Below are 21482 nucleotides of genomic sequence, written 5' to 3'. Positions count from 1 at the left end.
GTAGAAAATGGAAAAGATAATCCCAACGTTAGTTTTTCAAAGCGAAACCAATGAGTGTGGTTTGGCCTGTATTGCGATGCTGGCACAGACGCAAGGCATTAACGCACCGCTGGAAAGCTTACGGGAGCGCTATCCTGCCTCTGCGCACGGCACGTCACTGGCTACGCTTTGTACTATTTTATCTGAGTTGGCTATACCGGCTTATCCGGTGGTGTTTGAACATCAGGAATTGTCGGCTTTACCGCTGCCAGCCATTCTGCACTATGGCGCAAACCATTATGTCTTGCTCGCCTACCGTAAAGGCAATTATGTCTGTGTCATGAACCCGGCTATCGGGCAGCAATTATTGCCAATGGATGCATTAAAAGCAGAAATCAGCGGCTACGCACTGGTGCTTGACTCAGAAACACCTGCGGACCCTGAAGCGGCTAAGAAGATTGAACACAGCAAGCGGCTCAGTGCGCTCGACTGCATGAGTTTGAAAGAAACCGCCAGTGTTCGGGGTATTTACTGGCTGATGACGTTGGCATTTCTTATCTCCCTGACACTGTTTATTATGCCGACCATGGTCAGCAGCGCTATTAATGACGTGTTTTCTTCTGCGGGCGATAAAGATTTCCCTTATTTCTATTTCCTCCTGGCGTTTGTGGTGTCCACTTCACTCGCCTTTTGCGTGCGATACATCACTGAGCGTTATATCAAACACTTTGTGGTGCTTAACAGTGTCGCCGGTTTCTCCCGCTTACTGAGCCACTCGCTTAACTTCTTTGATAAGCGCGCGCCGGGTGACATTTTCAGCCGGTTCTCGAACTGGCAGATGGCCGCCACCCAAAAAATCGAGCTGGATAACGGCTTGCGTACCGACTGGATAATCGGTGCCATCGCGCTGGCAGTGATGTGCTATATGAGCCCACTGTTGGCGATGGTATCTGCTATCGGCGTTATGTTGATGGGGCTTATCAGTATTTGGGCCATCTATCGTGACCGCTATTACACCCAGCAGTTGCAGGTAAAAAGTGCTGAGCAAAGTGATTTTATTCTGGAAACCATTCAAGGTTTTTCCACCATTAAATCTGCCGGTTTATCCAGCCAACGCCAAGGGGTGTTTGCGGGCCTGGCACTATCATTGTTCACGGCGTTACAGAAGAAGAAAATCTACGATCAGGTTAAAAATAGCCTGTATCAGCTGATTGGCAGTCTGGAAATGGTGTTCTTTATGCTGCTGGCTTTGCCATTGTTGAAGCAGGGGACACTGAGCTTGGGCGAATTCTTTGCCTACAGTTTCGTGCGCGAGATTTTCACCTCGTACATCACCAAGATTTTCTATGCCATTTTGCAAAAAAACCAGTTGCACGTCATTGATATCCGCGCGCGTGACCTGTTCCCTACCGGGCAGTCAACGCCGTCAGAGAAGAGTTCAGCAATTCCAACAGCGCCGCCAACATTTGCGCATAAGCTGGTTTATCAGAATATTCGTTTTGCCTACGACGCCAGCCAGCCGGTATTGCGCGATTTGTCCTTGTCACTGACACGCGGGCAAAGTGTGGCGATCATCGGTGAGTCCGGTGCCGGGAAAAGTACCTTGCTGAAAGTGATGGCGGGATTGATGCCGCCGCAAGAAGGGCAGGTATTGGTCGATGGCGAAGCTGTCGATTTCCAGCAGGCCCATGCGCTGTTTTTCCTGCAAAGTCAGGAAGACATTCTGTTTAATGCCTCGGTATTACAAAACATCACTTTGTTTGATGGGAATCTGGACACCGATAAACTTCAACGTATCGAGCGCTCATTACAAGGGCTGCAATTAACTTCAGTTATCAATAAGTTGCCAGGTGGTCTCAGTGCGCTGGTGCGCGAAAGCCACGCGGCACTCTCTTTGGGACAACGCCAGCGGTTATTACTGGCTCGCGCCATGTACAGCAATTGCCCGGTATTGGTACTGGATGAACCCACTGCCAATCTGGACGAAGACACCGCCCAGCTGGTGATGCAGGCTTTGTTGGCCCATTGCCGTGAATATCAGAAAACATTGATAACCGTGACTCACAGTGAAAGTGTCTTGCCACTGTTTGATAAGATTGTCCGCTTGGATGACGGCCAGTTGGCACATTTTTCTCAGCCAGCGACGTCAAATCGCCTGACACCTGCGGCGGTTAACTGATGCATATCACTATGACGAACAAGAAACTGCGTTTAGCGCTGATATTCGTGTTGCTGCTGGTTGCCAGCGGGATTGGGATTGCGCTGTCATTATCGGGTAGCCAGCAAGATGCCCCGCCGCTCACCGAAACCATTGGGCGCGGTGATATTGAAAAGTACGTCATGGCGACCGGCAGTTTAAAACCGTCATTACAGGTTAATGTGGGTGCGCAGGTTAACGGGCAGTTAACCAAACTTTATGTCAAACAGGGCGACCGCGTGACCCGTGGTCAACTGTTGGCGGAGATTGACCCAACCTTGCAACAGAATGAATTGCGCAAGTCAGAAGCCGAATTACAAAGTGCGCAGGCGCAAAAACAAGTGGCGCAAGCCCTGTTACGCCAATATCAGTTGGAGTTGCGCCGTCAACAAACATTGGTAGCGGAAAACGCGGGCGTGAAAAGTGCGTTAGAGAAAGCGCAGGCGCAATACGAGAGTCAGGTAGCGCAATTACGCGTTAACGAAGCTTTGATTGAGCAAAGCCAGGTCGCGCGGGAAACGGCAAAAGCTAATTTAGCTTTTACGCGGATTATGGCGCCGATTGACGGCGAAGTGTTGGGCATCGTCACCAAAGAGGGGCAAACCATTGTTTCCTCACAGACGGCACCGACCATTCTGGTGCTGGCGAATGTCGATACCATGACAGTCAACACCCGTATTTCAGAAACCGACATTCTTAAAGTCAGTGTCGGCCAGCCATTATGGTTCTATGTGGTGGCTGACCCCGAGCGCCGCTATGAAAGCCAGATGGGGGCTATTCAGGCGGCTTCTGCCGACAGTTTGCGCGAAGACAGCACCGCGCCACAGACCAATCAGCAACCTTCTGCGGTTTATTACAATGGCATATTCAATATCGCCAACAGTGAGCGGCTATTACGCACCTCAATGACTGCGCAAGTATTCATCATTACCGCACAGGCAAAAAATGTGCTGCGGGTGCCGCTGGCGGCTCTTGGTGAACAACAGCCGGATAAACGTTATCGGGTGGTTGTTAGTCATAATGGCGGCAGCAAAAGCCAGCAAACCACGGTGCGTTGGGTGTTGCTCGGCTTGCGTAATGACCAATATGCCGAAGTAAAAGAGGGGCTGGAACCGGGTGAACAGGTGGTGCTGACGGGGACGCCGTCGGGAGCTAACAATGCAGATTAATGCTGTTCATAGCGCTGATACTGTTCATAGCGCTGAAACTGTTCATACCGCAGATGCTAACCGCGACCCATTGATTCAACTCAAGGGGATTTATCGTCATTTTACCTCCGGCACAGAGTCGGTGGCGGTGCTTAAGGATATTTCGCTGTCAATTCACAGTGGCGAGATGGTGGCGATTATTGGTGCTTCCGGCTCGGGTAAATCGACGCTGATGAATATCATCGGCTGTCTGGATAAACCGACGCAGGGTGAGATGTCAATCCACAACATCCCGACGCGGCAGGCCAGCAGTGAACAGTTGGCGCAATTACGCAGCCAATACATTGGTTTTATTTTTCAGCGCTATCATCTGATGCCGTACCTCACGGCAATGGAGAATGTGGTGATCCCGGCACTTTATACCGCGATGACCACCGCCGAACGTCAGGAACGCGCAGCTTATTTGTTGCGCCGTCTGGGGCTGGGCCAGCATTTGTTGCACAAACCGGCACAGTTGTCGGGCGGGCAACAACAGCGAGTGAGTATTGCCCGCGCGCTGATGAATGGTGCCGGGATTATTCTGGCCGATGAGCCGACCGGCGCACTCGACAGCGCCAGCGGGCAGGAGTTGATGGGCATTTTGCACGGCCTGCACCAGTCCGGCCACACCATTATTATCGTGACTCATGACCGCAATATCGCCAATCAGGCGCAGCGTATCATCGAGATTAGTGACGGTGAAATCATTGCGGATCGCAATAATGAGGCTATCGGCACAACCGCCATTCACGCCGCATTGCCCAGCCCGGTCGCCACAGGCCGCCCACACTGGTGGTTGAGTGTGAGAGAAGCTATCAAGATGGCGTGGCGCGCCCTATTGGGTCACCGAATTCGCGCCTTTTTATCCATGCTTGGCATCATTATCGGCATCTCGTCGGTGGTTTCTTCCATGGCGGTCGGAGAAGGCGCACGTCAGGAAATCCTCAGTGAAATCAGCCAACTGGGTATCAGTAATATGGAGATTCGCCCAGGACTTGGCTGGGATAAGCCGCGCCCTGATTTTGAGCGCGCCCTCAGTGTGGCGGATGTCGATTTACTCAGCCGCCAGCCCTATGTCGAGAATCTGTCGCCCGTGGTCAGTAAAACGGTGACGGCGATCCATGGCGACAAACAAGTGATGATTTTGCTCTCCGGGGTCGGCCAGGGTTTCTTCAAGGCGAGCGGGCTGAATATTATGGCCGGCGATAGCCTGACACAACATCATGTTAACTCCCGCGAGCCGGTGGTCATCTTGCAACCCGAGCTGCGCGATACCCTGTTTGCTGCCGGGCAAGATCCTATTGGCGAAATTGTCCAACTGGACGGCATCCCATTGCGGGTGATTGGTATTGCTAAGCGCGCCGGTTCGTCCTATGGCGGATTATTGACGGCCTGGATGCCCTATACCTCTCTCACTGAGCGAATTTCGGGTGATATTCCGCTGGAATCTATAGCCGTGCAGATTGGTGAAAACTACAGCCTGAATGAAGTGCAACGCGACATCGAAAAGGTGCTCGACAGGGCGCATGGTCAGCGGGACTTTTTCATCCTGAGCAATGACCAGATGAACCGAGCCATTCAGAAAACCTCTGATTCGATGACGCTGCTGATCACCTCCATTGCCGCGATTTCACTGCTGGTGGGTGGGGTGGGCGTGATGAATATCATGTTGGTGTCGGTGACTGAGCGCACCCATGAAATCGGTATCCGCCTGTCGGTAGGTGCCCGCCCGAGTGACATCATGACCCAGTTCCTGATTGAGGCGGTGGTGATTTGTACTCTCGGTGGCCTGATTGGCATTATTGGCTCCGCGCTGGCAGGGGTGGTTTTCTCGTGGGTTACCCAAGAATTCACCATGATCTTCACCTGGCCGCCGTTAGTGATGGCCTGCAGTTTCTCTGCACTTATCGGCTTAGGTTTTGGCTTTTTCCCCGCGCGCAATGCCGCTCGTTTACACCCTACAGAGGCATTGGCACGAGAATGAAAAGATTAATTAACGCCATGTTATTTAAAAGCTTAGTGTTATTTAAAAGCCTGGTGCTAATGATGAGCTTGGTGCTGGTGGGCTGTGGCGCATTACTGAAAAGTGACTATCAGCGCCCGATGGTGTCGATTCCCGACGAATGGCGAATTAAAGACAGTGGCGGCAGTTACCTGCATCACAGTGTGCACTGGTGGGAAAATTTCGACGATCCACAATTATCAGAAAGCATCAGCCGCATGCTGGTCAGTAATAATGACTTGGCCACGGCGGGCTTGAAGTTACAGCAAGCACGTTTGACGGCCGGGCTGACCAATACCAATATGACCCCGAATGTCACTTTGACTGGCGCGGGCAGCAATACCCGATCACTGAATGAGAATACTGGGCCGCGCGAAAGTTATAGCACCTCGTTTGGCTTGAGTTACGAGCTGGATTTATGGGGTAAATTGGCCCGCGCTCGTGAGCAATCCGCATGGTTGGTCAATGCGACTGAACAGGATCGACAGGTCACCGCGCTGTTATTGATTGGAACCACCGCCGATCTCTATTGGCAGATTGCGAAATTTAATCAGCAGTTAGATTACCAACAGACGGCACTGGCTATCTCGCAAGACACCCTCAAGATTGTGCGCTCGCGCTTGGCGGCGGGGGATGCCAGTGAAATCGAGTTGTTGCAGGCGCAACAAGCTTTGCTGGATAGGCAAAATCAGTATCAAAATCTGGAGCAGCAGCGCGAAGTGGCGCGTAACGCCATGGCTTTGCTGTTTAACCGCGCCCCTAATTATCGTCAAGCGGAGCGTAAGTCATTGGATTTACAGCAACAGGTGCCGATTGCCGCCAGTTTACCGCTAGAAGTTATTGCCCAGCGCCCGGATGTACAGGCGGCCGAGTGGCGCTTGCGCGCCGCCTTAGCCGGGTCTGATGTGGCAAAACTGAATTTCTACCCGACACTTTCGCTGGGTGCCACATTAGATGCTGGTAGCGCGGTGTTTTCACAATGGTTTAGCAATCCGAGCCGGACACTCAGTGTCAACAGCGCGCTGCCTTTCTTGCAGTGGAACAGGGTGCAGCTCACCATCGACCAGTCAAAGCTGGAGGTGAAATTAGCCGCGGTCGATTTCCGCACCAAAGTCTACAGCGCACTGAAAGATGTTGATGACGCAATGATAGGGCGGCTGAGTTATCAGCAGCAAAAACAGAATCAGTGGCAGAACCTGCAACTTAGCCAGCGTCGGCTCAGCCTGACGAACAGCCAATATCAAGCAGGTGCCGTTTCATTTCAGACCTTACTGGACGCGCAGGATGCCCTGCTGACCAGTGAAACCAGTTTGCTCGAACTTCAATATAACTATTTAAATGCCACCATGAAATTGTGGTTGGCATTAGGTGGCGGTGTTGATAACAGCAGGGACAGTAAAGGAATTAAATCATGACGAATACAGTTAAACAGCGCCGGGTTGTTGTCACCGGTTACGGCTCGGTAACTCCTCTGGGCATGAGCGCGCAGCAAAGCTGGGCCGCGATTATGGATAACAAATTAGGTTATCGTTATTACGATAAATCCGAGCAGGGCATTAAATCGCGCTTTTTCGGCCTGTTGGATGCGGAACCCAATTTGAAATCAGTTCCTGCGGCTATACGCCGCCGCCTGCCGCGCTATGCCCGGTTGGCATTGGCCGCGGCCCGCGAAGCGATGCAGATGGCGTTCGCTGAGAAATCTGTCGCAGATTATTATGATTTGCTCGATTGCGGCACCATTATCGGCAGCGGCTGGGCCGGGCAGGATGAAACTCACGATAACTATGAAGGTTATTTGGAAACTGGGCTGGGCACGCCGTTCGGCTGTTTCTTGTCGATGCCTAATGCCGGTACCGCCGCTTGCAGTTTGTACTGGGGATTGCGCGGCTATCAGAATTCCCCGATTGCTGCCTGTGCCACCGGCACCATTGCAATTGGCGATGCATTTGAAATCATCCGTAGCGGGCGAGCATCAATGATGTTGGCGGGGGCGGGTGAATCTCTGCGCAGTGATGCGGCCGTGTGGAATATCGATATTTTAGGTGCATTGGCGCGCGAGCAAGAAGATGCGACCAAAGCGAGCTGCCCATTCAGTTTGGACCGAAACGGCTTTGTATTATCCGAAGGCGCGGCGGTGCTATGTCTGGAAGAGCGGGAAGGGGCGATTGCCCGTGGTGCCAACATCCTCGGCGAAATTAAAGGTTACGGTAACTATTCCGATGCCTTTGATTTCACTGCACCGGCGGAAGACCGGGTTGCACGGGTGAAAACGATTCAACACGCTTTGCAACAAGCGGGTTTGAGCGCCGATGAGATTGATTACGTGAACTTGCACGGCACCTCGACTCAGCTTAATGACCTGAATGAAACCCAATCCATTAAACAGGCCTTTGGCGCTGCGGCTTATACTACGCCACTGTCCAGCACCAAATCCTATTCCGGCCATTTGATTGCGGCGGCGGGCAGCTTTGAATCTATTATCTGTCTGCAAGCGCTGGCGCATCAGATAATGCCTGCGACCTGTAATCTGAAAAATGCCGACCCGCAATGTGACCTTGATTACATCAGCGAAGGGCATCGGCCAAAAGCTTTGCGCAACACGCTAAACCTGAGTTTCGGCTTTGGTGGCGCGAATGCCGCATTGGTTATCGGGTTGGATTAAGCATGACTGTTAACACGACGTTTAACTACAACTACAACCTCAATGATGCGGAACGTTGGGCGGCGTTTTCCGGCGATTACAACCCGATCCATTTTGATCTGCAACATGCGCAGCATTTGGGGCTGGAACAACTGACTGTCCACGGCATGCGCGCCATGCTGGATATCAAATATCAGCTCAGCACGGCGTTATTGCCGGTATTGCCGCCAGTGGAGTTTCTGCGTTTTAACGCCCGCTTACGCCAACCGGTACAGTGCCATATGCCGTATCAGCTGCAAGTCAGTCAAATGCCCGAGCAGGTGAGTGGCAATCTGATTGATATTAGCAGCGGTGAGAATTGCTTTAACGGCAAGCTGCGCAGTGCGCCCGCACTGGTACAAACTGACAATGAACATTGGGTTTCTTTGTCTGCGGACGAGGTTTTCCAGTCAAGCCAGCAATTCCTGGATGATGCATCACAACCAGCTGAATGCTGGGGGTTTTTTGATGCTCTGCTGTTTAAATTGTTGGTTGCTGCGCCGCAAACACTGGCTACCGCCAAACAGGTGTTACCGGGGATTGAAGCAGAAACCTTGATTGATGTTTTCAAGTATGTGCCGGTTATCCAGACTCACCATGATGTGCATTTCAGTGCGGATTTACTGCGCATCAATAACCCGAATCTATTTGTCCGCAGTGCATTGCACTACGCCATTGAGCCGACACTGATTGTCGGCAACCCGAATGATGGCTGGGTATTGCGCGCGGCTATTGCGGCCCGTTCCGACTTAGGGCCATTAATGACCACAGCTGTAACATTGAAAACGTGGCCGTTAGCCGCGCATTAAAAAAGGATAAGATCATGGAAAAGTATCAACACGTTTATGACACTGTATGTGAAATGTTGTGTGACGCCAAAGACTTAGAGATGTCTGCATTGTCACCTGAAATGCCACTGCATCAGTTAAAACTCGACAGTCTGGATTATGTCGAATTGATGGTGCTGGCAAAGCGCGAATTCGGCGCGACGCTGAATGCTGAAATGTTTATGGAAAATCCGGACATGACTTTAGGAGAGCTTTGCCAGAAGTTGGCCGAGCAAAAGAAATAATATTATGAGCAAGCAATGGGTGTTAATTACCGGCGGCAGCCGTGGTATTGGTCGCGCCTTGGTCGAAGAACTGGCTAAAGAGTGGGATGTGGTGTTTACCTGGCGCAATGGTGAGCAACAGAGCCGCGATGTTATCGACAGCTGTGAAGGGCTACCCGGTAAGGTGACCCGCTATCGCTGTGACGGCAGCAATGAAGCGGATGTCGATGCACTCGCGCCGCAATTGTTAGAAAAATATGGCCCACCCAGCGCGGTAATTCATAATGCCGGTATTAGCGGTGACAGCTTACATATTCAGCAGAATGGTGATAACTGGCGCAATGTGCTGGACACCAATCTGAATGCGGTTTTCTACTGGAATAAGCATGTTTTGCCAGCAATGATGATGCAGGGCGAAGGTGCCGTGTTGCTGATGTCCTCGGTGACCGCGATAAAAGGTAATATCGGACAGAGCGCTTATGGTGCCAGTAAAGCGGCGATGATTGGCCTTGGCCGCTCACTGGCGCTTGAGATGGGCCGCTTTAATATTCGAGTTAACTGCTTATTGCCAGGGGTAATCGACAGCGATATGACGCGCGACATGCCTGCCGATGCCTTAAAAGGATTGCGTAAACAGATACCTTTACGGCGTTTGGGAAGTGCGCAGGAAGTCGCTCGAGTCAGTGCTTTTATGATAGGTAATGATAGCCGCTATATGACCGGCCAGACCTTGGTGTTGGATGGTGGGTTAACGGCGTGATGAGGGTTGCCATGGAGGGCAAGGTCATCAAAGTTATCAATGTTATCAAAGCTATCAATGTCATAGGCTATTGCCAGCCCCTATGCGCTGGCAATCAAAAGTCGCTACTCGGATATATTCCATTTATGCGCTAATGTGGATTTTGTCTCGCCTGCCAGCCATTGGTTTACTTCTTTCAATAATGGCTGATTATCTTTCGCCATCATATACACTTTGTAGCTGCCGGTGCCGGGTAATATTTCCGGTGTTGCGACACAAAATACGCCTGGCTCTTTGCTCTGGTAATAATCCCCTTCGATTAAGTCAGTAAACATAATATCCGCACTTTGATCTCGGACTCCCTGCAAATTAGCCACGTTATCTTTGGTTCGGATGATTTGTGCTTGCTTGATATTGGCGTCGACAAACGATTGATTGGTACCACCGGGATTGACAATAACTTTCACCGCTTCGCGATCAATTGCCGCCAATGTAGGGAATTTTTTGGATTGCTGGCAATTGGCTAAGGCTATTTTGCCGTTCTTCACCACCGGGCTGGATAATGCGAATTGTGCTGCGCGGCCGGGTGTTTCTGTGACGCCACCCATCGCAATATCAAATTTGTCTGCCGCTAAATCTTCAGAAAGTGTTGGCCAACTGCTGGGTACAAAATTGACTTTAAGCTGCAGATTGTCACCCAGGGATTTTGCCATATCAATATCGTAACCAATCAATTTCCCCTGTTTATTATGAAAGGCCAAAGGGGCGTAGTCACCGGGAACACCAATCCGTAATTCCCCACTTTGTTTTATTTCTTGCCAATTTTTCGCTAAAACCGGTTGGCTGCTGATTAATGCTACGACCATAATTCCCAGAGGTAATTTCTTCATTTTATTCCTGCTTTTTTATAAAATTCAAAATGAGAATAACGTGATGTCTTATTTTTAATCAATGATTTTATTGGAGAATAAAAAATGGGCCTCCTGCATTACCACAAGAGGCCCTATATCAGACACTTTATTTAGAAGTTAACTCGGAAGCCGATGTTAGCCATCACTGGTGACTCGACATACGTGCCCTTGCGATAATTGGCTTCAGCATAAACCGTAGTTTGCTTAGTCAGGTTAACATCCATACCCAGCCCATACTTAGCTGTATTTCCAGATAAATCATTATTAAAATCATTAAATTGGTTAATAATTACTGTATTTGACGTAATAAACTCTCGTTCAATCGCAACTTTAGCGTAAGGGCGAATAATCGCGCCATTTTTCAGATCAAACTTCGTCCCAACGTGGGTCCCTAATTCGCCTTTTGCTGAGCGGTTATTATCAATGTTCGCCTTCATGCCATTGCTAAGTGCAATATCTTTTGCTTGTGCAGTGAAATAACTGGCACGAGCATAAGGTTCTACAAACCAATTATCAGAAAGCTTGTAATGGTAACCCGCCTCAACTGACCCACCTACTGCACTTTGGTTATAATCACTTTGTACAGAACCGCCGTTAGTCATATTGGCATTCAGTGAGTTTTTAAAGCGGTTAGCTTTCAGAACAGTATCAATATAATAGCCGCTATTATCGAAATAACTGCCATAAGCACCCAGGCTATAGCTATCAATCTTACTGTTTCCGCCACGAGCATGTTTCACGCTGTTATTGCTATAAGAGGTAAAACCGCCTAAGACTAACTGGCCTGAAGACAAACTAAATACTTTATCGGCACCTATTTCAAAGCCATCTTGCTGTAAACGATACGCAGCATCATGAGCGGCACTGACGCGAGTATTATTGGTCAAATAGCGGCCCCAAACACTGGCGTTGTCACCCTTACTGTTATTTAAATCACCTTTGCGTAAGCGCAAATTCTGCAATTCGCCATCAAAAATAAACTGATTTGCTGAAGCCATACTTAACACCGCATCAGTGGATGGCGTTGTCTTTGTTCCTGGCTCTATGGGTGCAGGTCCTGGTTCAATTGTTACAGGTACCTCGGGTTCTGGCTCTAATGGCGCAGTGGGACCTTCAGGCTCAGGCTCAGGTTCAAGACCCGCATCCAAAGTGCTGCCTAAATACCATAAGTTACCTCCGGCCCGTGCCGAGTTATCCCACTTGTTCAGACCATAGACATATGTACCACCATCAATTTCAGTGATGTTTGCACCACTGAGTGAGGCTAGAGTGAATTGAGCATGGCCACTAAGATCGTGAATAAGGTCCAATGTTGTCTCGCCTGGCGCGGTTATCTCAGCGCCAGAATCGTTTACCATCACTTTGTGCAAACCGCTGGCATTCGCGATAGTCACAAAGTTACCTTTACCTTCAGCAATTGACGTGTTGAACAGGAAAGAACCTGAGCCCGAAAGTGTCCCAATATTTAATGAGGTATAATGACTGCCAGTACCTGACTGGAATGCAACCTCACCGCCATTCAAAATTAAGTCATCAATGGTTGCAGAGGCATGATTCGCAGCATTATAGCGCACGACTAAATGAGTATCTTCACCATTAAGAACTACATTTTGTGCATAAGCCCCGTTAATTTCATCAGTATCAAGATAGACAGAGGCCGCATTATTAATTTGTGTCAGTCCGGTTAATTTACCTCCGGCTCGCACCCAAGAATAAGCGCCGTCAAATAAGGTGGTATCCTGTGATTCACCACCAGCATAAATATTTTGGTAAGAGGTGCCGTTAAATATTGCAGCATTAGCAAGCCCAGTATCATCAATGCGCTGGGAGGCTTTATCATAAAATTTCGCATCAACACTATGACCATTAGCTGCAACAATTTGTCGGCTGGAGTCTACAAATCCAGAGTCATATGATGTGGCTTTGGTATCCCAGTTATTCGACTCTTTCTTCATACCCCATAACATTTCATAGGAAGTATCTTGATAGCGGCTATTAGTAATATACGGATTAAATTCAATACTGCCATCCTCAGCAGTCTCAGTATAAATATTTCCACCCATTGCGAATTGCGTGGAAACCACTACCGCGGAATGACCTTTGGCAACCGTTTGGTCTGCTGATGTCATTACCCACATCAGACTATTATTCAGCGTGGTATTTTCTGCCCGCCCTTCATAAGTTGGGCCACCTTGATAATGAGTGCCGGTGATAGTGAAACGGCTATTATTGACCTCGGTATAGCGAATAGTACCCAGAGCTACCGCGGCAGAGAAGTAATCATGAGGTTTATATAATTCATATCCTTCACCATTAAAGATGAAATGGTGATCTTCTGTCCCTGCTGTTACGCCGTTTCCGAGAGAAATACTGTGAAATTCACCTGCACCAGATTTTGTTTGTTCGCAAATATCATTGACGGTGTAGCCTACACAAGGCGCTGCATTGACACTTGCTGTGCTCGCCGTGTAAATAATAGATGAAATAGCAATGCTCAAATAGGTTCTTTTTATATGGATATTCATTACGGCAAGATTCCTGGTTATTTTATTAAATTTATTGGTATTCACGTATTCTCAGTTGATACGTTATTATTTAGAGGTGTTTATTGATTTAATGAGTGGTATTTTTAATAAATATAATAATGATTATTTGAAATGATTTATAAATTCAAATTAATGAATGTTAATGTTCTAAATCGATGAGAGGATTGTAACAAACTAATCTTTGGCAGAGTATGGGAACTCACGAGCATCTTTGTAGGAAAAATCTTAGCTGCGCATGAAAATGATCCAGATCAATGTTAAGATAATTGACTGAATATTCGTTAGGTGCTGTTATATGTTATCGATAATTAGTGGAGAATATCCGCAGATTATCAAGGCTGCGGATATTGATGATATCAATTCTTGCTATTGATGTGGAATATATTCCCCAGTCAGGCTTTCAAGGAATGCGACAATATCTTTGACGTCTTGCGGCGGTAGGCTAGTCCCCACCTGATATTTCAACATCATTTCAACGGCCTGATTTAAATCTTCGGCTTGTGCATCGTGGAAATAAGGTGCTGTCAAAGCAATGTTCCGCAGACCCGGTGTTTTAAAACGGTGCATATCACGAGGATCTTTAGTGACATTAAAACGCCCTTGGTCGTCGGTTGTCAGCTCTTTTGATCGATCTGCAAAGTAATCACCTTTTAATCCCATGAGATCATAAGACTGCCCACCAATATTTTTACCCACGTGGCAAGTGTCACATTTATTTTGCTGGAATAAAGCCAGTCCATTTTTTTGGCTGGCAGTCAGGGCATTAACATCACCTTTCAAATAGCGGTCAAAAGGACTATTTGGCGTGGTCAGTGTTTTTTCAAATTCAGCAATAGCATCAGTAATGGTGTGCTCTGAATAGCCTTGCGGATAAACTTGAACAAATTCCTGTGTTAATTGTGCATCCTGTTGCAGCTTATTAATAATGTCATTCCACGAGGCTGATGCCATTTCCACCGGATTCAGTGGTGGCCCACCGGCCTGTTGTTGTAAATCAACGGCGCGGCCATCCCAGAATTGATTCACATTGAACACGGCATTGAAGACTGTTGGCGCATTTATTCCGCCTTTCTGACCATCAACGCCGGTTGAGGTCGCCAAATTATCGACCCCACCTTTGGAGAGCAGGTGGCAACTGGTGCAGGAGACGGTGTTATCGCTGGACAACCGCGGGTCATGGAAGAGGCGGGAACCCAATGCCACTTTTTGACTGTCGACGGGCAATGCATCTGGCAGTGGTTGCAATGTCAGATGTTGCATGTCACTGCTGCTGGTGGAAGGGAAATGTTCCGCCCGCTGTGCTTTAACCCAATCAAGAATTTGATTTCTTTCTTCAGCATTGATACCTGAAGCCCAGTGTAAAACGGCAAAACGCTGCGGTGGCATTTGTTCGCGATCAATGGCCGATTCGATTTTTGCTAAATCAGCCTCCGGTACTGCGCGATTTTCTTTAATCGCCAATAAGGTCGGTTCCAATGAGAAATATTGGCTACCTTGTTGAATATCGTAATCCATTAATTGTTTCACGCCAGGGATCGCCGCATAAAACGGCAGAGATGCACTGCGGGTATGGCAATAATCGCAACCCTTTTGATAAAACAGATTGCTGATCTGTTGGTTAGTTATTTTTGTATTGCTTACAGAGGGGGATGTATCGTGAGATAATTTTTTCTCCTCGTTGATTAATGTGTTACTGCGTGCGTTATCCGCCATGTAGATATAACCCGTTACGCCCAGATAACCTGCAATTACTAATATACCTCCACCAATTAGCCATTTTCTTATCACAGCAGCACTCCTTTGTTGTGTGGAAAGCGCTAGTCGCTTTCACATTTATGTTTTCACCCAGACAATAACCCTATTTATTAAATGGGATTATCTCTGGGTTGTGCTGAGGGAGGGTTGACTTTTATCAAGCTACTGGAGCAGCTTTGCCTATCATTGAGATAGCCCTTGCCTATGGAATAAGAGAATGGCTGGTGATGACCAAGTAAGCGCCGGATTATTGGCGTGGTGCCGCACAGTACGGTTTTATGGAACGGCCGCATATTCCGGCGTTATTATAAGGTAGTGCTGATATGGATTGTCAGTTTGAACTGGATGATGTGACTTATTATTATCACCTGCCGAGTGATCAAGTGGTGGAGATCAGCCGCCGGGTTGTTATTTAGTTGATAATAAAGCGGCTCGCCAATAAAAAGCCGCCAGCGGAAATATGATCCACTGGCGGCTTGGTTTATTATTTTACGTGTCGGGCAGAGCTAGGCTTTGGTGCCTCGCGCGGCAATAATGGCATCGGCCACATTACGTGGTGCTTCAGCGTAATGCTTGAATTCCATAGTATAAGTCGCGCGGCCCTGTGACATGGAACGCAATACGGTAGAATAACCGAACATTTCTGATAACGGCACTTCCGCCCGGATAATTTTCCCGCCACCGACCATCTCTTCCATGCCTTGCACCAAGCCACGGCGAGAGGAAAGGTCGCCCATCACATTACCGGCATACTCTTCCGGTGTTTCCACCTCGACACTCATCACTGGCTCAAGGATCACCGGCGAGGCGCGTTTGACAGCTTCTTTGAAACCAAAAATGGCGGCCATTTTAAACGCCAGTTCCGATGAATCCACTTCGTGATAAGAACCGAATGTCAGGGTCACTTTCACATCCACCACCGGATAACCGGCTAGAACCCCGGTATTGGTGGCTTCTAGCACGCCTTTTTCTACCGCGCCGATATATTCACGCGGCACCACGCCGCCTTTAGTGGCATCAACAAAAGCAAAGCCGCTACCCGGTGCCTGCGGTTCGAGGGTAAAGACCACATGGCCGTATTGCCCTTTACCGCCGGATTGACGCACAAATTTGCCTTCAACATCTGTCACGGTCTTGCGCACGGTTTCGCGGTAAGTGACTTGCGGCTTACCGATATTGGCTGCCACACCGAACTCGCGTTTCATGCGGTCGACAATTATCTCCAGATGCAATTCACCCATGCCGGAGATAATGGTCTGGCCTGATTCCTCGTCAGTCCGGATACGGAATGACGGATCTTCCGATGCCAGCCGTTGCAGTGCGAGACCCATTTTCTCTTGATCGGCTTTGGTCTTAGGTTCAATCGCTTGCGAAATAACCGGCTCAGGGAATTCCATTCGCACCAGCGTAATCACCGCATCTGGGTCACACAGGGTTTCCCCGGTGGTGACATCCTTCAAGCCGACACAGGCGGCGATATCACCAGCGCGGATTTCGTCCACTTCAATCCGGTTATTGGCATGCATCTGAACAATACGGCCAATACGCTCTTTTTTGCCGCGAATCGGGTTGTAAACACTGTCGCCTTTGCTCAGCACACCTGAGTAGACGCGCACAAAAGTCAGCTGGCCGACATAGGGGTCGGTCATCAATTTGAACGCCAGCGCCGAGAATCTTTCATTATCATCGGCCTTGCGGCTCACTTCGTTACCGTCTTCATCTGTGCCGCTGACCGGCGGAATGTCTATTGGCGATGGCATCAGTTCAACCACTGCATCCAACATGCGCTGCACACCTTTGTTCTTAAAAGCACTGCCGCACATCATTGGCTGAATTTCACCGGCAATAGTCCGGATGCGCAGACCTTGAGTAATTTCATCCACCGTCAGGTCGCCGGTTTCCAGATATTCAGTCATCAGCGCTTCAGAAGCTTCAGCCGCCTCGGAGACCATTTTTTCGCGCCACTCATTCGCGGTCGCCAGCAAGTTTTCCGGGATGGGTTCATAGCTGAACGTCATGCCCTGAGAAGCCTCATCCCAGATAATGGCGCGCATCAGCCGCAAATCTACCACGCCGGTGAAGTGCTCTTCACTGCCGATGGGGATCACAATGGGCACTGGATTGGCTTTCAGCCGATCAATCATCATCTGGCGGACGCGGAAAAAATCAGCGCCGGGGCGGTCCATTTTATTGACGAATGCCAAGCGTGGCACACGATATTTATTGGCCTGACGCCAGACGGTTTCGGATTGTGGCTGCACGCCACCGACCGCGTCATACACCATGACCGCACCATCAAGCACCCGCATGGAACGCTCCACTTCTATGGTGAAATCCACATGTCCGGGGGTGTCGATAATGTTGATGCGGTGCTCGGGTAAGGTTCCGTCCATCCCTTTCCAGAAGCAGGTCACGGCAGCCGATGTAATGGTAATGCCACGTTCCTGCTCCTGTGCCATCCAGTCAGTAGTCGCGCCGCCATCATGCACTTCACCTAGCTTATGACTGACGCCAGTGTAGAACAAAATACGCTCGGTGGTGGTGGTTTTACCGGCGTCGATGTGGGCGGAGATACCAATGTTGCGATAGCGTTCGATAGGAGTTTTACGTGCCATATTAAGTCCTTAAAGATGATGGCAATTTCGGGGTGGGCGGTTTTATGCCCTACCGGGAAGTTGTTGGCTTATGTTCAGTATTGCTGCTAATGATTTCTTGATCGCCATTAGTATAGCCCCATTGTACGAATATACACGTACAATTTAATTATTTGTTCTGAAACTGTGCAATAATAGTGGTGGGCAATGGTTGAGGGGGTTTTCATCATTGCACTAGAATTATTAGTAGGGCCAAGATGGAGTATAGGCTATATTGCCGCCCGCCAAGGGCCACTTGATATGGCCGAACCCGGCAGTTTGACGGGAGATTTTCCTGCGGATTGCTACTTATTTTATAGGAACACTATGATTGCGAATCATCCTGAGCGTGAGCAGATTCGGTTGGAAAATGTGCTGACGGCTTTAGGTAATCCACTGCGGTTGGCTGTGGTGCGTAGGCTGGCGGCGGGGGGGGAACATGCCTGTGGCACTCTGGTGCACGGGCTGTCTAAATCGACCTTAACCCATCATTGGCGCGTATTGCGGGAAAGTGGTGTTATCTGGCAACGGCCTAGCGGGCGCGAGAGTTTGTTATCACTGCGGCGCGATGATATTGATGCCCGCTTCCCCGGCTTATTGGATGTGTTGCTCAATGCGGTAGCCAATGATGCGACTACCGATGAGTCGACGGCAAAACATCTACCGGGAGAGTGAGTTGAGGGCGGTTATCATATTCACCGCCCTCGATGAGCAGGTTAAATCTCTTGGGCGTGTGCCAACACAAAATCTTCTGCTGCCTTTGACCACAACCCATCAGTTTTGCGCAAAATGACTTGTAATTCCTGTAGTAACGGCGAATCTTGTTCGGTGCTCATCAATTCACTTAATGAGGTTAGCGGCATATTCTTACCGGTATATACCAACTTTTTACCGCCGATAATTTGCGGCAAATTCAAGGTGGTTTCCGCAGCATCATTTAGCCCAAGAATGTGGGATACCACTTTGCCGGCATTGACTTTCTTCGCTTCAATTAACTTCACGGCTTCGCGCATGTCTTCGGTATTGCCCCCTGAGGTGCCGACATAATGGGTAAAGGAATAATGGAGGTCGTAGAAATTAACCGACGCCATAAAATTCTTATCCTGTGGACCAGCAAAGAAATTAAAGCAGCCATCCGGTGCTAATAAGCTCGAAGCTAATGTGACTAATTCAGCTGAAGGGACGAAAACGAAGATATCGTCATAACCTTTGCCCTCCGTCAGTGCCATTAAACGTTCAAACTGATCATCAGTTTGTTTGGTATTAAGATAATGTACTTGAGTCTGCGGCTCGCTCGGATACAAGCGGGCGGCATAATCCAGTTTTTGCTGGTGACGGTCGGTAATAACCAATAATTGCGGATTAACTGGCCCATGCAACGCGTAATCAATGGCTAATAACCCCATTGGGCCGGTGCCCCCCAGAATTAATACATTACCGCCGGGTTTGATCCCCATTTTATGTTGATAAGTGCCGGGAACCAGGTGGTAATTGGCATTAAATGCGCCGATAACGCAAGACAGTGGCTCTACGAATGAACCTTCAAAATAACTTTCACCTTCATATGGCAGCAAGCAATCTTGCTCCATAACTTCATTGGGAATAACCACATGAGTGGCTTCACCGCCGACATAAGGGAAAGAATAGCCGGGGCAATCCGGGCGGTCGGGTAATTGCAGATTAGCCTGAATCACATAACGGCTGCCGGGCTTGAATTTATGCTGCCATTTCTTACCGACTTGCAGGATATTGCCGCAAAACTCATGGCCAATAATAATCGGATTTTCCGCCACATTATCCGGCACTTTTTTATGGTCAGCCCCCAAATTGGCTTCTTTCCACGATGAGAGGCAAATACTGTCGGTCACGACAGTGGCCAAAATTTCATCATCGCCTATTTCCGGCAAGTTGAAGCTTTCCAGTCGCAGGTCATTTTTACCATATAAACGCAGTGCTTTAGTTTTCATTTGGAACCACCTCAATTATTTTTAAATATCAAACAGCAGGTCGAATAAAAAACTTCAAATCGAATAAAAAACCTCCCGGCATTAATCAGGAAAGAATACCAAGCCATGAGCCTAAAATTCCGAGGCCAAACAGGGAGAAGATGAGCCAGATAGGGTTAATTTTGCGTTTGAGTAAACGCATCATTAACAGGGTAAGCCCCAGCGCCAGCAAGCCCGGGCAAAGCTGATCCAGAATGTTTTGCACCGTCATGGTCACAGTGGTGCCGTCGTGACCTGGTGTCTTCGATATCACCAGCGGCACATTGATACTGGTCCATTTGGTGACCAATACCCCCATGATAAACAAGCCGAGAATAGATGCGCCCTCGGTCAGTTTTTGCAGCAAATTCCCGCCAAGATCTTTGACGATATTGATGCCCTTATTGAAACCGTATTGCAGTCCGAACCATTTCAGCGCCAGGCGCACAGAGTTAAAGGACAAGAAGAACAGAATCGGCCCCAGCACATTGCCATTCAGTGCCAGCGAGGCTCCCAAAGCTGCTGTAATTGGGCGCAAAGTCCCCCAAATCAGCGGGTCACCGACCCCAGCCAGCGGCCCCATCAGCCCGACTTTCAAGCTATTGATTGCCCCTTCATCAATATCAGCGCCATTGGCTCGTGCTTCTTCCATCGCGGCGGTGACGCCAATCACCGGCCCACAAACTGCGGGAGTGGTGTTAAAGAACACTAAATGGCGTTTTAACGCGGCAATTTGGTCTTCTTTCAATGGATACAAGCGCTTAATTGCGGGCACCATGTCATAGCAGAAACCCAGGCCGTGAATACGTTCGTAGTTAAAAGAGGCCTGTTGCAAATTACTGCGTAAAAACATTTTAAACAGATCAGACCGGGTTAATCGTTTGTTTAATGTGGTCATGTCGGCGTCTCCTAATCTTCTAATTCGTCAAGTTTGGCTTGGCTGGCTTGGGCTACAGGCGCTGCCGGTTTCTGATAAAGCGGGTTCAACTGGATATACAGCAAGGCAATAATCAGGCCGATGCCGCCGAACGCGAGCAGGCTGAAACCGAGATAACCTCCGACAATAAAACCGAGGAAGAAGAAGGGCATAAGATATTTCACGCCCATCATATTGAGTACCATGGCGTAGCCGACCACCACGATAAATCCGCCCGCAATTTGCAACCCATGGGTCACTACCGTTGGAATGGCACTGAGCATATGACTAACGGTATCGGCGCTGACAAAGATAGACACGATCAATACCGGAATGGCGACTCTCATGGCCTGAACCAGTAATGCCGACACATGCATAAAATCAATCATGGCAAAATTAGCTTTTTCCGCGGCTCGATCAGCTGCGTGCTGGAACGCCACAGTGATGGTGCGGGCAAAGACGGTTAATACTTGGCCAGCAGCGGCTACCGGTAGGGCAATGGCGATCCCGGTGGCAATATTCTGATGACCGACAATCACCAGAATGGTGGCGATAATACTGGCGAGCGCAGAATCAGGGGATTGCGCAGCACCCACATTCATCCAACCCAGGGCGATTAACTCCAGCGTACCGCCGAGGATAACGCCAGTGGTCATATCGCCAAGAATCAAGCCAGTAATGGTGCAAGCAATTAATGGTCGGTGAGTTTGGAATTCATCCAGCACGCTGCCGATACCGGCAATACATGAGAAAATAAAGATTAAGATTATTTGTAGTAAACTTATTTCCATGGTGGACCCCTTTGGACAATACAACACCGTCATCACTGCTATAGCCGTTGACTATAATTAAATAGTTGCATTGCCCAGGTTAATTAATCGGATTTAAATGTTTAATAAAG

Annotated in this window: 16 protein-coding genes; 9 read left to right on the top strand and 7 right to left on the bottom strand. The window is 48.9% G+C overall.

What is annotated here, in order from left to right:
- Positions 1-7 precede the first annotated feature (7 nt).
- From FTA91_RS00765 to FTA91_RS00730, 8 genes are read left to right on the top strand one after another with little or no spacing between them, the layout of a single operon-like run.
- Entirely contained in the window at positions 8-2158 is a 2151-nt protein-coding gene (locus FTA91_RS00765) for a peptidase domain-containing ABC transporter (protein ID WP_145535036.1), read from the top strand.
- Complete coding sequence (locus FTA91_RS00760) at positions 2158-3345, top strand: efflux RND transporter periplasmic adaptor subunit (RefSeq protein ID WP_050114108.1); 1188 nt, start codon at positions 2158-2160, stop codon at positions 3343-3345. Before FTA91_RS00765 ends, FTA91_RS00760 begins: the two co-directional genes overlap by 1 nt.
- Positions 3335-5347: an ABC transporter permease gene (locus tag FTA91_RS00755; RefSeq protein ID WP_050114109.1), complete on the top strand. Its 2013-nt coding sequence runs from the start codon at positions 3335-3337 to the stop codon at positions 5345-5347. The genes FTA91_RS00760 and FTA91_RS00755 overlap by 11 nt, the downstream gene beginning before the upstream one ends.
- Positions 5344-6780 carry an efflux transporter outer membrane subunit gene (locus FTA91_RS00750; protein ID WP_328592889.1) on the top strand — a complete coding sequence of 479 codons (1437 nt, stop codon included), beginning with the start codon at positions 5344-5346 and terminating at the stop codon, positions 6778-6780. Before FTA91_RS00755 ends, FTA91_RS00750 begins: the two co-directional genes overlap by 4 nt.
- Positions 6777-8027 (top strand): beta-ketoacyl-[acyl-carrier-protein] synthase family protein, encoded by a 1251-nt coding sequence (locus FTA91_RS00745; protein ID WP_050114111.1) that lies wholly within the window; start codon positions 6777-6779, stop codon positions 8025-8027. The genes FTA91_RS00750 and FTA91_RS00745 overlap by 4 nt, the downstream gene beginning before the upstream one ends.
- Before the next feature lie 2 nt (positions 8028-8029).
- The gene (locus tag FTA91_RS00740; protein WP_145582774.1) at positions 8030-8854 is read left to right on the top strand and encodes a MaoC/PaaZ C-terminal domain-containing protein; all 825 of its coding nucleotides are present in this window, start codon (positions 8030-8032) and stop codon (positions 8852-8854) included.
- Between the two features lie 14 nt (positions 8855-8868).
- The gene (locus FTA91_RS00735) at positions 8869-9117 is read left to right on the top strand and encodes an acyl carrier protein (RefSeq protein WP_038635910.1); all 249 of its coding nucleotides are present in this window, start codon (positions 8869-8871) and stop codon (positions 9115-9117) included.
- A gap of 4 nt (positions 9118-9121) precedes the next feature.
- Complete coding sequence (locus FTA91_RS00730) at positions 9122-9856, top strand: SDR family NAD(P)-dependent oxidoreductase (RefSeq protein WP_050114114.1); 735 nt, start codon at positions 9122-9124, stop codon at positions 9854-9856.
- A 104-nt stretch (positions 9857-9960) separates the two neighbouring features.
- Here the strand turns inward: FTA91_RS00730 and FTA91_RS00725 are convergent, their stop codons facing one another.
- The 4 genes from FTA91_RS00725 to fusA all read right to left on the bottom strand — a co-directional run bounded on the left by FTA91_RS00725 (position 9961) and on the right by fusA (position 17662).
- Entirely contained in the window at positions 9961-10725 is a 765-nt protein-coding gene (locus FTA91_RS00725; RefSeq protein WP_050114116.1) for a transporter substrate-binding domain-containing protein, read from the bottom strand.
- A 131-nt stretch (positions 10726-10856) separates the two neighbouring features.
- Positions 10857-13271: an autotransporter outer membrane beta-barrel domain-containing protein gene (locus FTA91_RS00720; RefSeq protein ID WP_145582772.1), complete on the bottom strand. Its 2415-nt coding sequence runs from the start codon at positions 13269-13271 to the stop codon at positions 10857-10859.
- Between the two features lie 387 nt (positions 13272-13658).
- Complete coding sequence (locus tag FTA91_RS00715) at positions 13659-15080, bottom strand: cytochrome c peroxidase (RefSeq protein WP_145535030.1); 1422 nt, start codon at positions 15078-15080, stop codon at positions 13659-13661.
- A 473-nt stretch (positions 15081-15553) separates the two neighbouring features.
- The gene (gene fusA / locus FTA91_RS00710; RefSeq protein WP_050114120.1) at positions 15554-17662 is read right to left on the bottom strand and encodes an elongation factor G; all 2109 of its coding nucleotides are present in this window, start codon (positions 17660-17662) and stop codon (positions 15554-15556) included.
- Positions 17663-18007: 345 nt separating this feature from the next.
- On the opposite strand from fusA, the gene FTA91_RS00705 reads away from it, so the two are divergent.
- Entirely contained in the window at positions 18008-18355 is a 348-nt protein-coding gene (locus tag FTA91_RS00705; protein WP_050114207.1) for an ArsR/SmtB family transcription factor, read from the top strand.
- Positions 18356-18396: 41 nt separating this feature from the next.
- Here FTA91_RS00705 and FTA91_RS00700 read toward each other — a convergent pair whose 3' ends face one another.
- The 3 genes from FTA91_RS00700 to FTA91_RS00690 all read right to left on the bottom strand — a co-directional run bounded on the left by FTA91_RS00700 (position 18397) and on the right by FTA91_RS00690 (position 21372).
- A complete protein-coding gene (locus tag FTA91_RS00700) occupies positions 18397-19647 on the bottom strand; it encodes a zinc-binding dehydrogenase (protein ID WP_145582770.1) in 1251 nt (416 codons plus the stop codon).
- Between the two features lie 85 nt (positions 19648-19732).
- Complete coding sequence (locus FTA91_RS00695; RefSeq protein WP_050114124.1) at positions 19733-20563, bottom strand: PTS system mannose/fructose/sorbose family transporter subunit IID; 831 nt, start codon at positions 20561-20563, stop codon at positions 19733-19735.
- A gap of 11 nt (positions 20564-20574) precedes the next feature.
- Positions 20575-21372 (bottom strand): PTS mannose/fructose/sorbose transporter subunit IIC, encoded by a 798-nt coding sequence (locus FTA91_RS00690; RefSeq protein WP_050114126.1) that lies wholly within the window; start codon positions 21370-21372, stop codon positions 20575-20577.
- Positions 21373-21482 lie beyond the last annotated feature (110 nt).

Origin of the sequence: Yersinia thracica (assembly GCF_902170565.1) — a bacterium.
In the GTDB taxonomy this organism is placed as follows: Bacteria; Pseudomonadota; Gammaproteobacteria; order Enterobacterales; family Enterobacteriaceae; genus Yersinia; species Yersinia thracica.
The sequence above is the reverse complement of the archived record's forward strand: the minus strand, read 5'-3'. Positions and strand labels throughout refer to the sequence as shown.

Excerpts from the sequence above, each read along its gene's own strand:
- FTA91_RS00740 (WP_145582774.1), top strand. The coding sequence starts at position 8,030 with ATGACTGTTAACACGACGTTTAACTACAACTACAACCTCAATGATGCG.
- FTA91_RS00755 (WP_050114109.1), top strand. The coding sequence starts at position 3,335 with ATGCAGATTAATGCTGTTCATAGCGCTGATACTGTTCATAGCGCTGAA.
- FTA91_RS00760 (WP_050114108.1), top strand. The coding sequence starts at position 2,158 with ATGCATATCACTATGACGAACAAGAAACTGCGTTTAGCGCTGATATTC.
- FTA91_RS00700 (WP_145582770.1), bottom strand. The coding sequence starts at position 19,647 with ATGAAAACTAAAGCACTGCGTTTATATGGTAAAAATGACCTGCGACTG.
- FTA91_RS00730 (WP_050114114.1), top strand. The coding sequence starts at position 9,122 with ATGAGCAAGCAATGGGTGTTAATTACCGGCGGCAGCCGTGGTATTGGT.
- FTA91_RS00745 (WP_050114111.1), top strand. The coding sequence starts at position 6,777 with ATGACGAATACAGTTAAACAGCGCCGGGTTGTTGTCACCGGTTACGGC.
- FTA91_RS00735 (WP_038635910.1), top strand. The coding sequence starts at position 8,869 with ATGGAAAAGTATCAACACGTTTATGACACTGTATGTGAAATGTTGTGT.
- FTA91_RS00690 (WP_050114126.1), bottom strand. The coding sequence starts at position 21,372 with ATGGAAATAAGTTTACTACAAATAATCTTAATCTTTATTTTCTCATGT.
- FTA91_RS00705 (WP_050114207.1), top strand. The coding sequence starts at position 18,008 with ATGATTGCGAATCATCCTGAGCGTGAGCAGATTCGGTTGGAAAATGTG.
- FTA91_RS00765 (WP_145535036.1), top strand. The coding sequence starts at position 8 with ATGGAAAAGATAATCCCAACGTTAGTTTTTCAAAGCGAAACCAATGAG.
- FTA91_RS00720 (WP_145582772.1), bottom strand. The coding sequence starts at position 13,271 with ATGAATATCCATATAAAAAGAACCTATTTGAGCATTGCTATTTCATCT.
- FTA91_RS00695 (WP_050114124.1), bottom strand. The coding sequence starts at position 20,563 with ATGACCACATTAAACAAACGATTAACCCGGTCTGATCTGTTTAAAATG.
- fusA (WP_050114120.1), bottom strand. The coding sequence starts at position 17,662 with ATGGCACGTAAAACTCCTATCGAACGCTATCGCAACATTGGTATCTCC.
- FTA91_RS00750 (WP_328592889.1), top strand. The coding sequence starts at position 5,344 with ATGAAAAGATTAATTAACGCCATGTTATTTAAAAGCTTAGTGTTATTT.
- FTA91_RS00725 (WP_050114116.1), bottom strand. The coding sequence starts at position 10,725 with ATGAAGAAATTACCTCTGGGAATTATGGTCGTAGCATTAATCAGCAGC.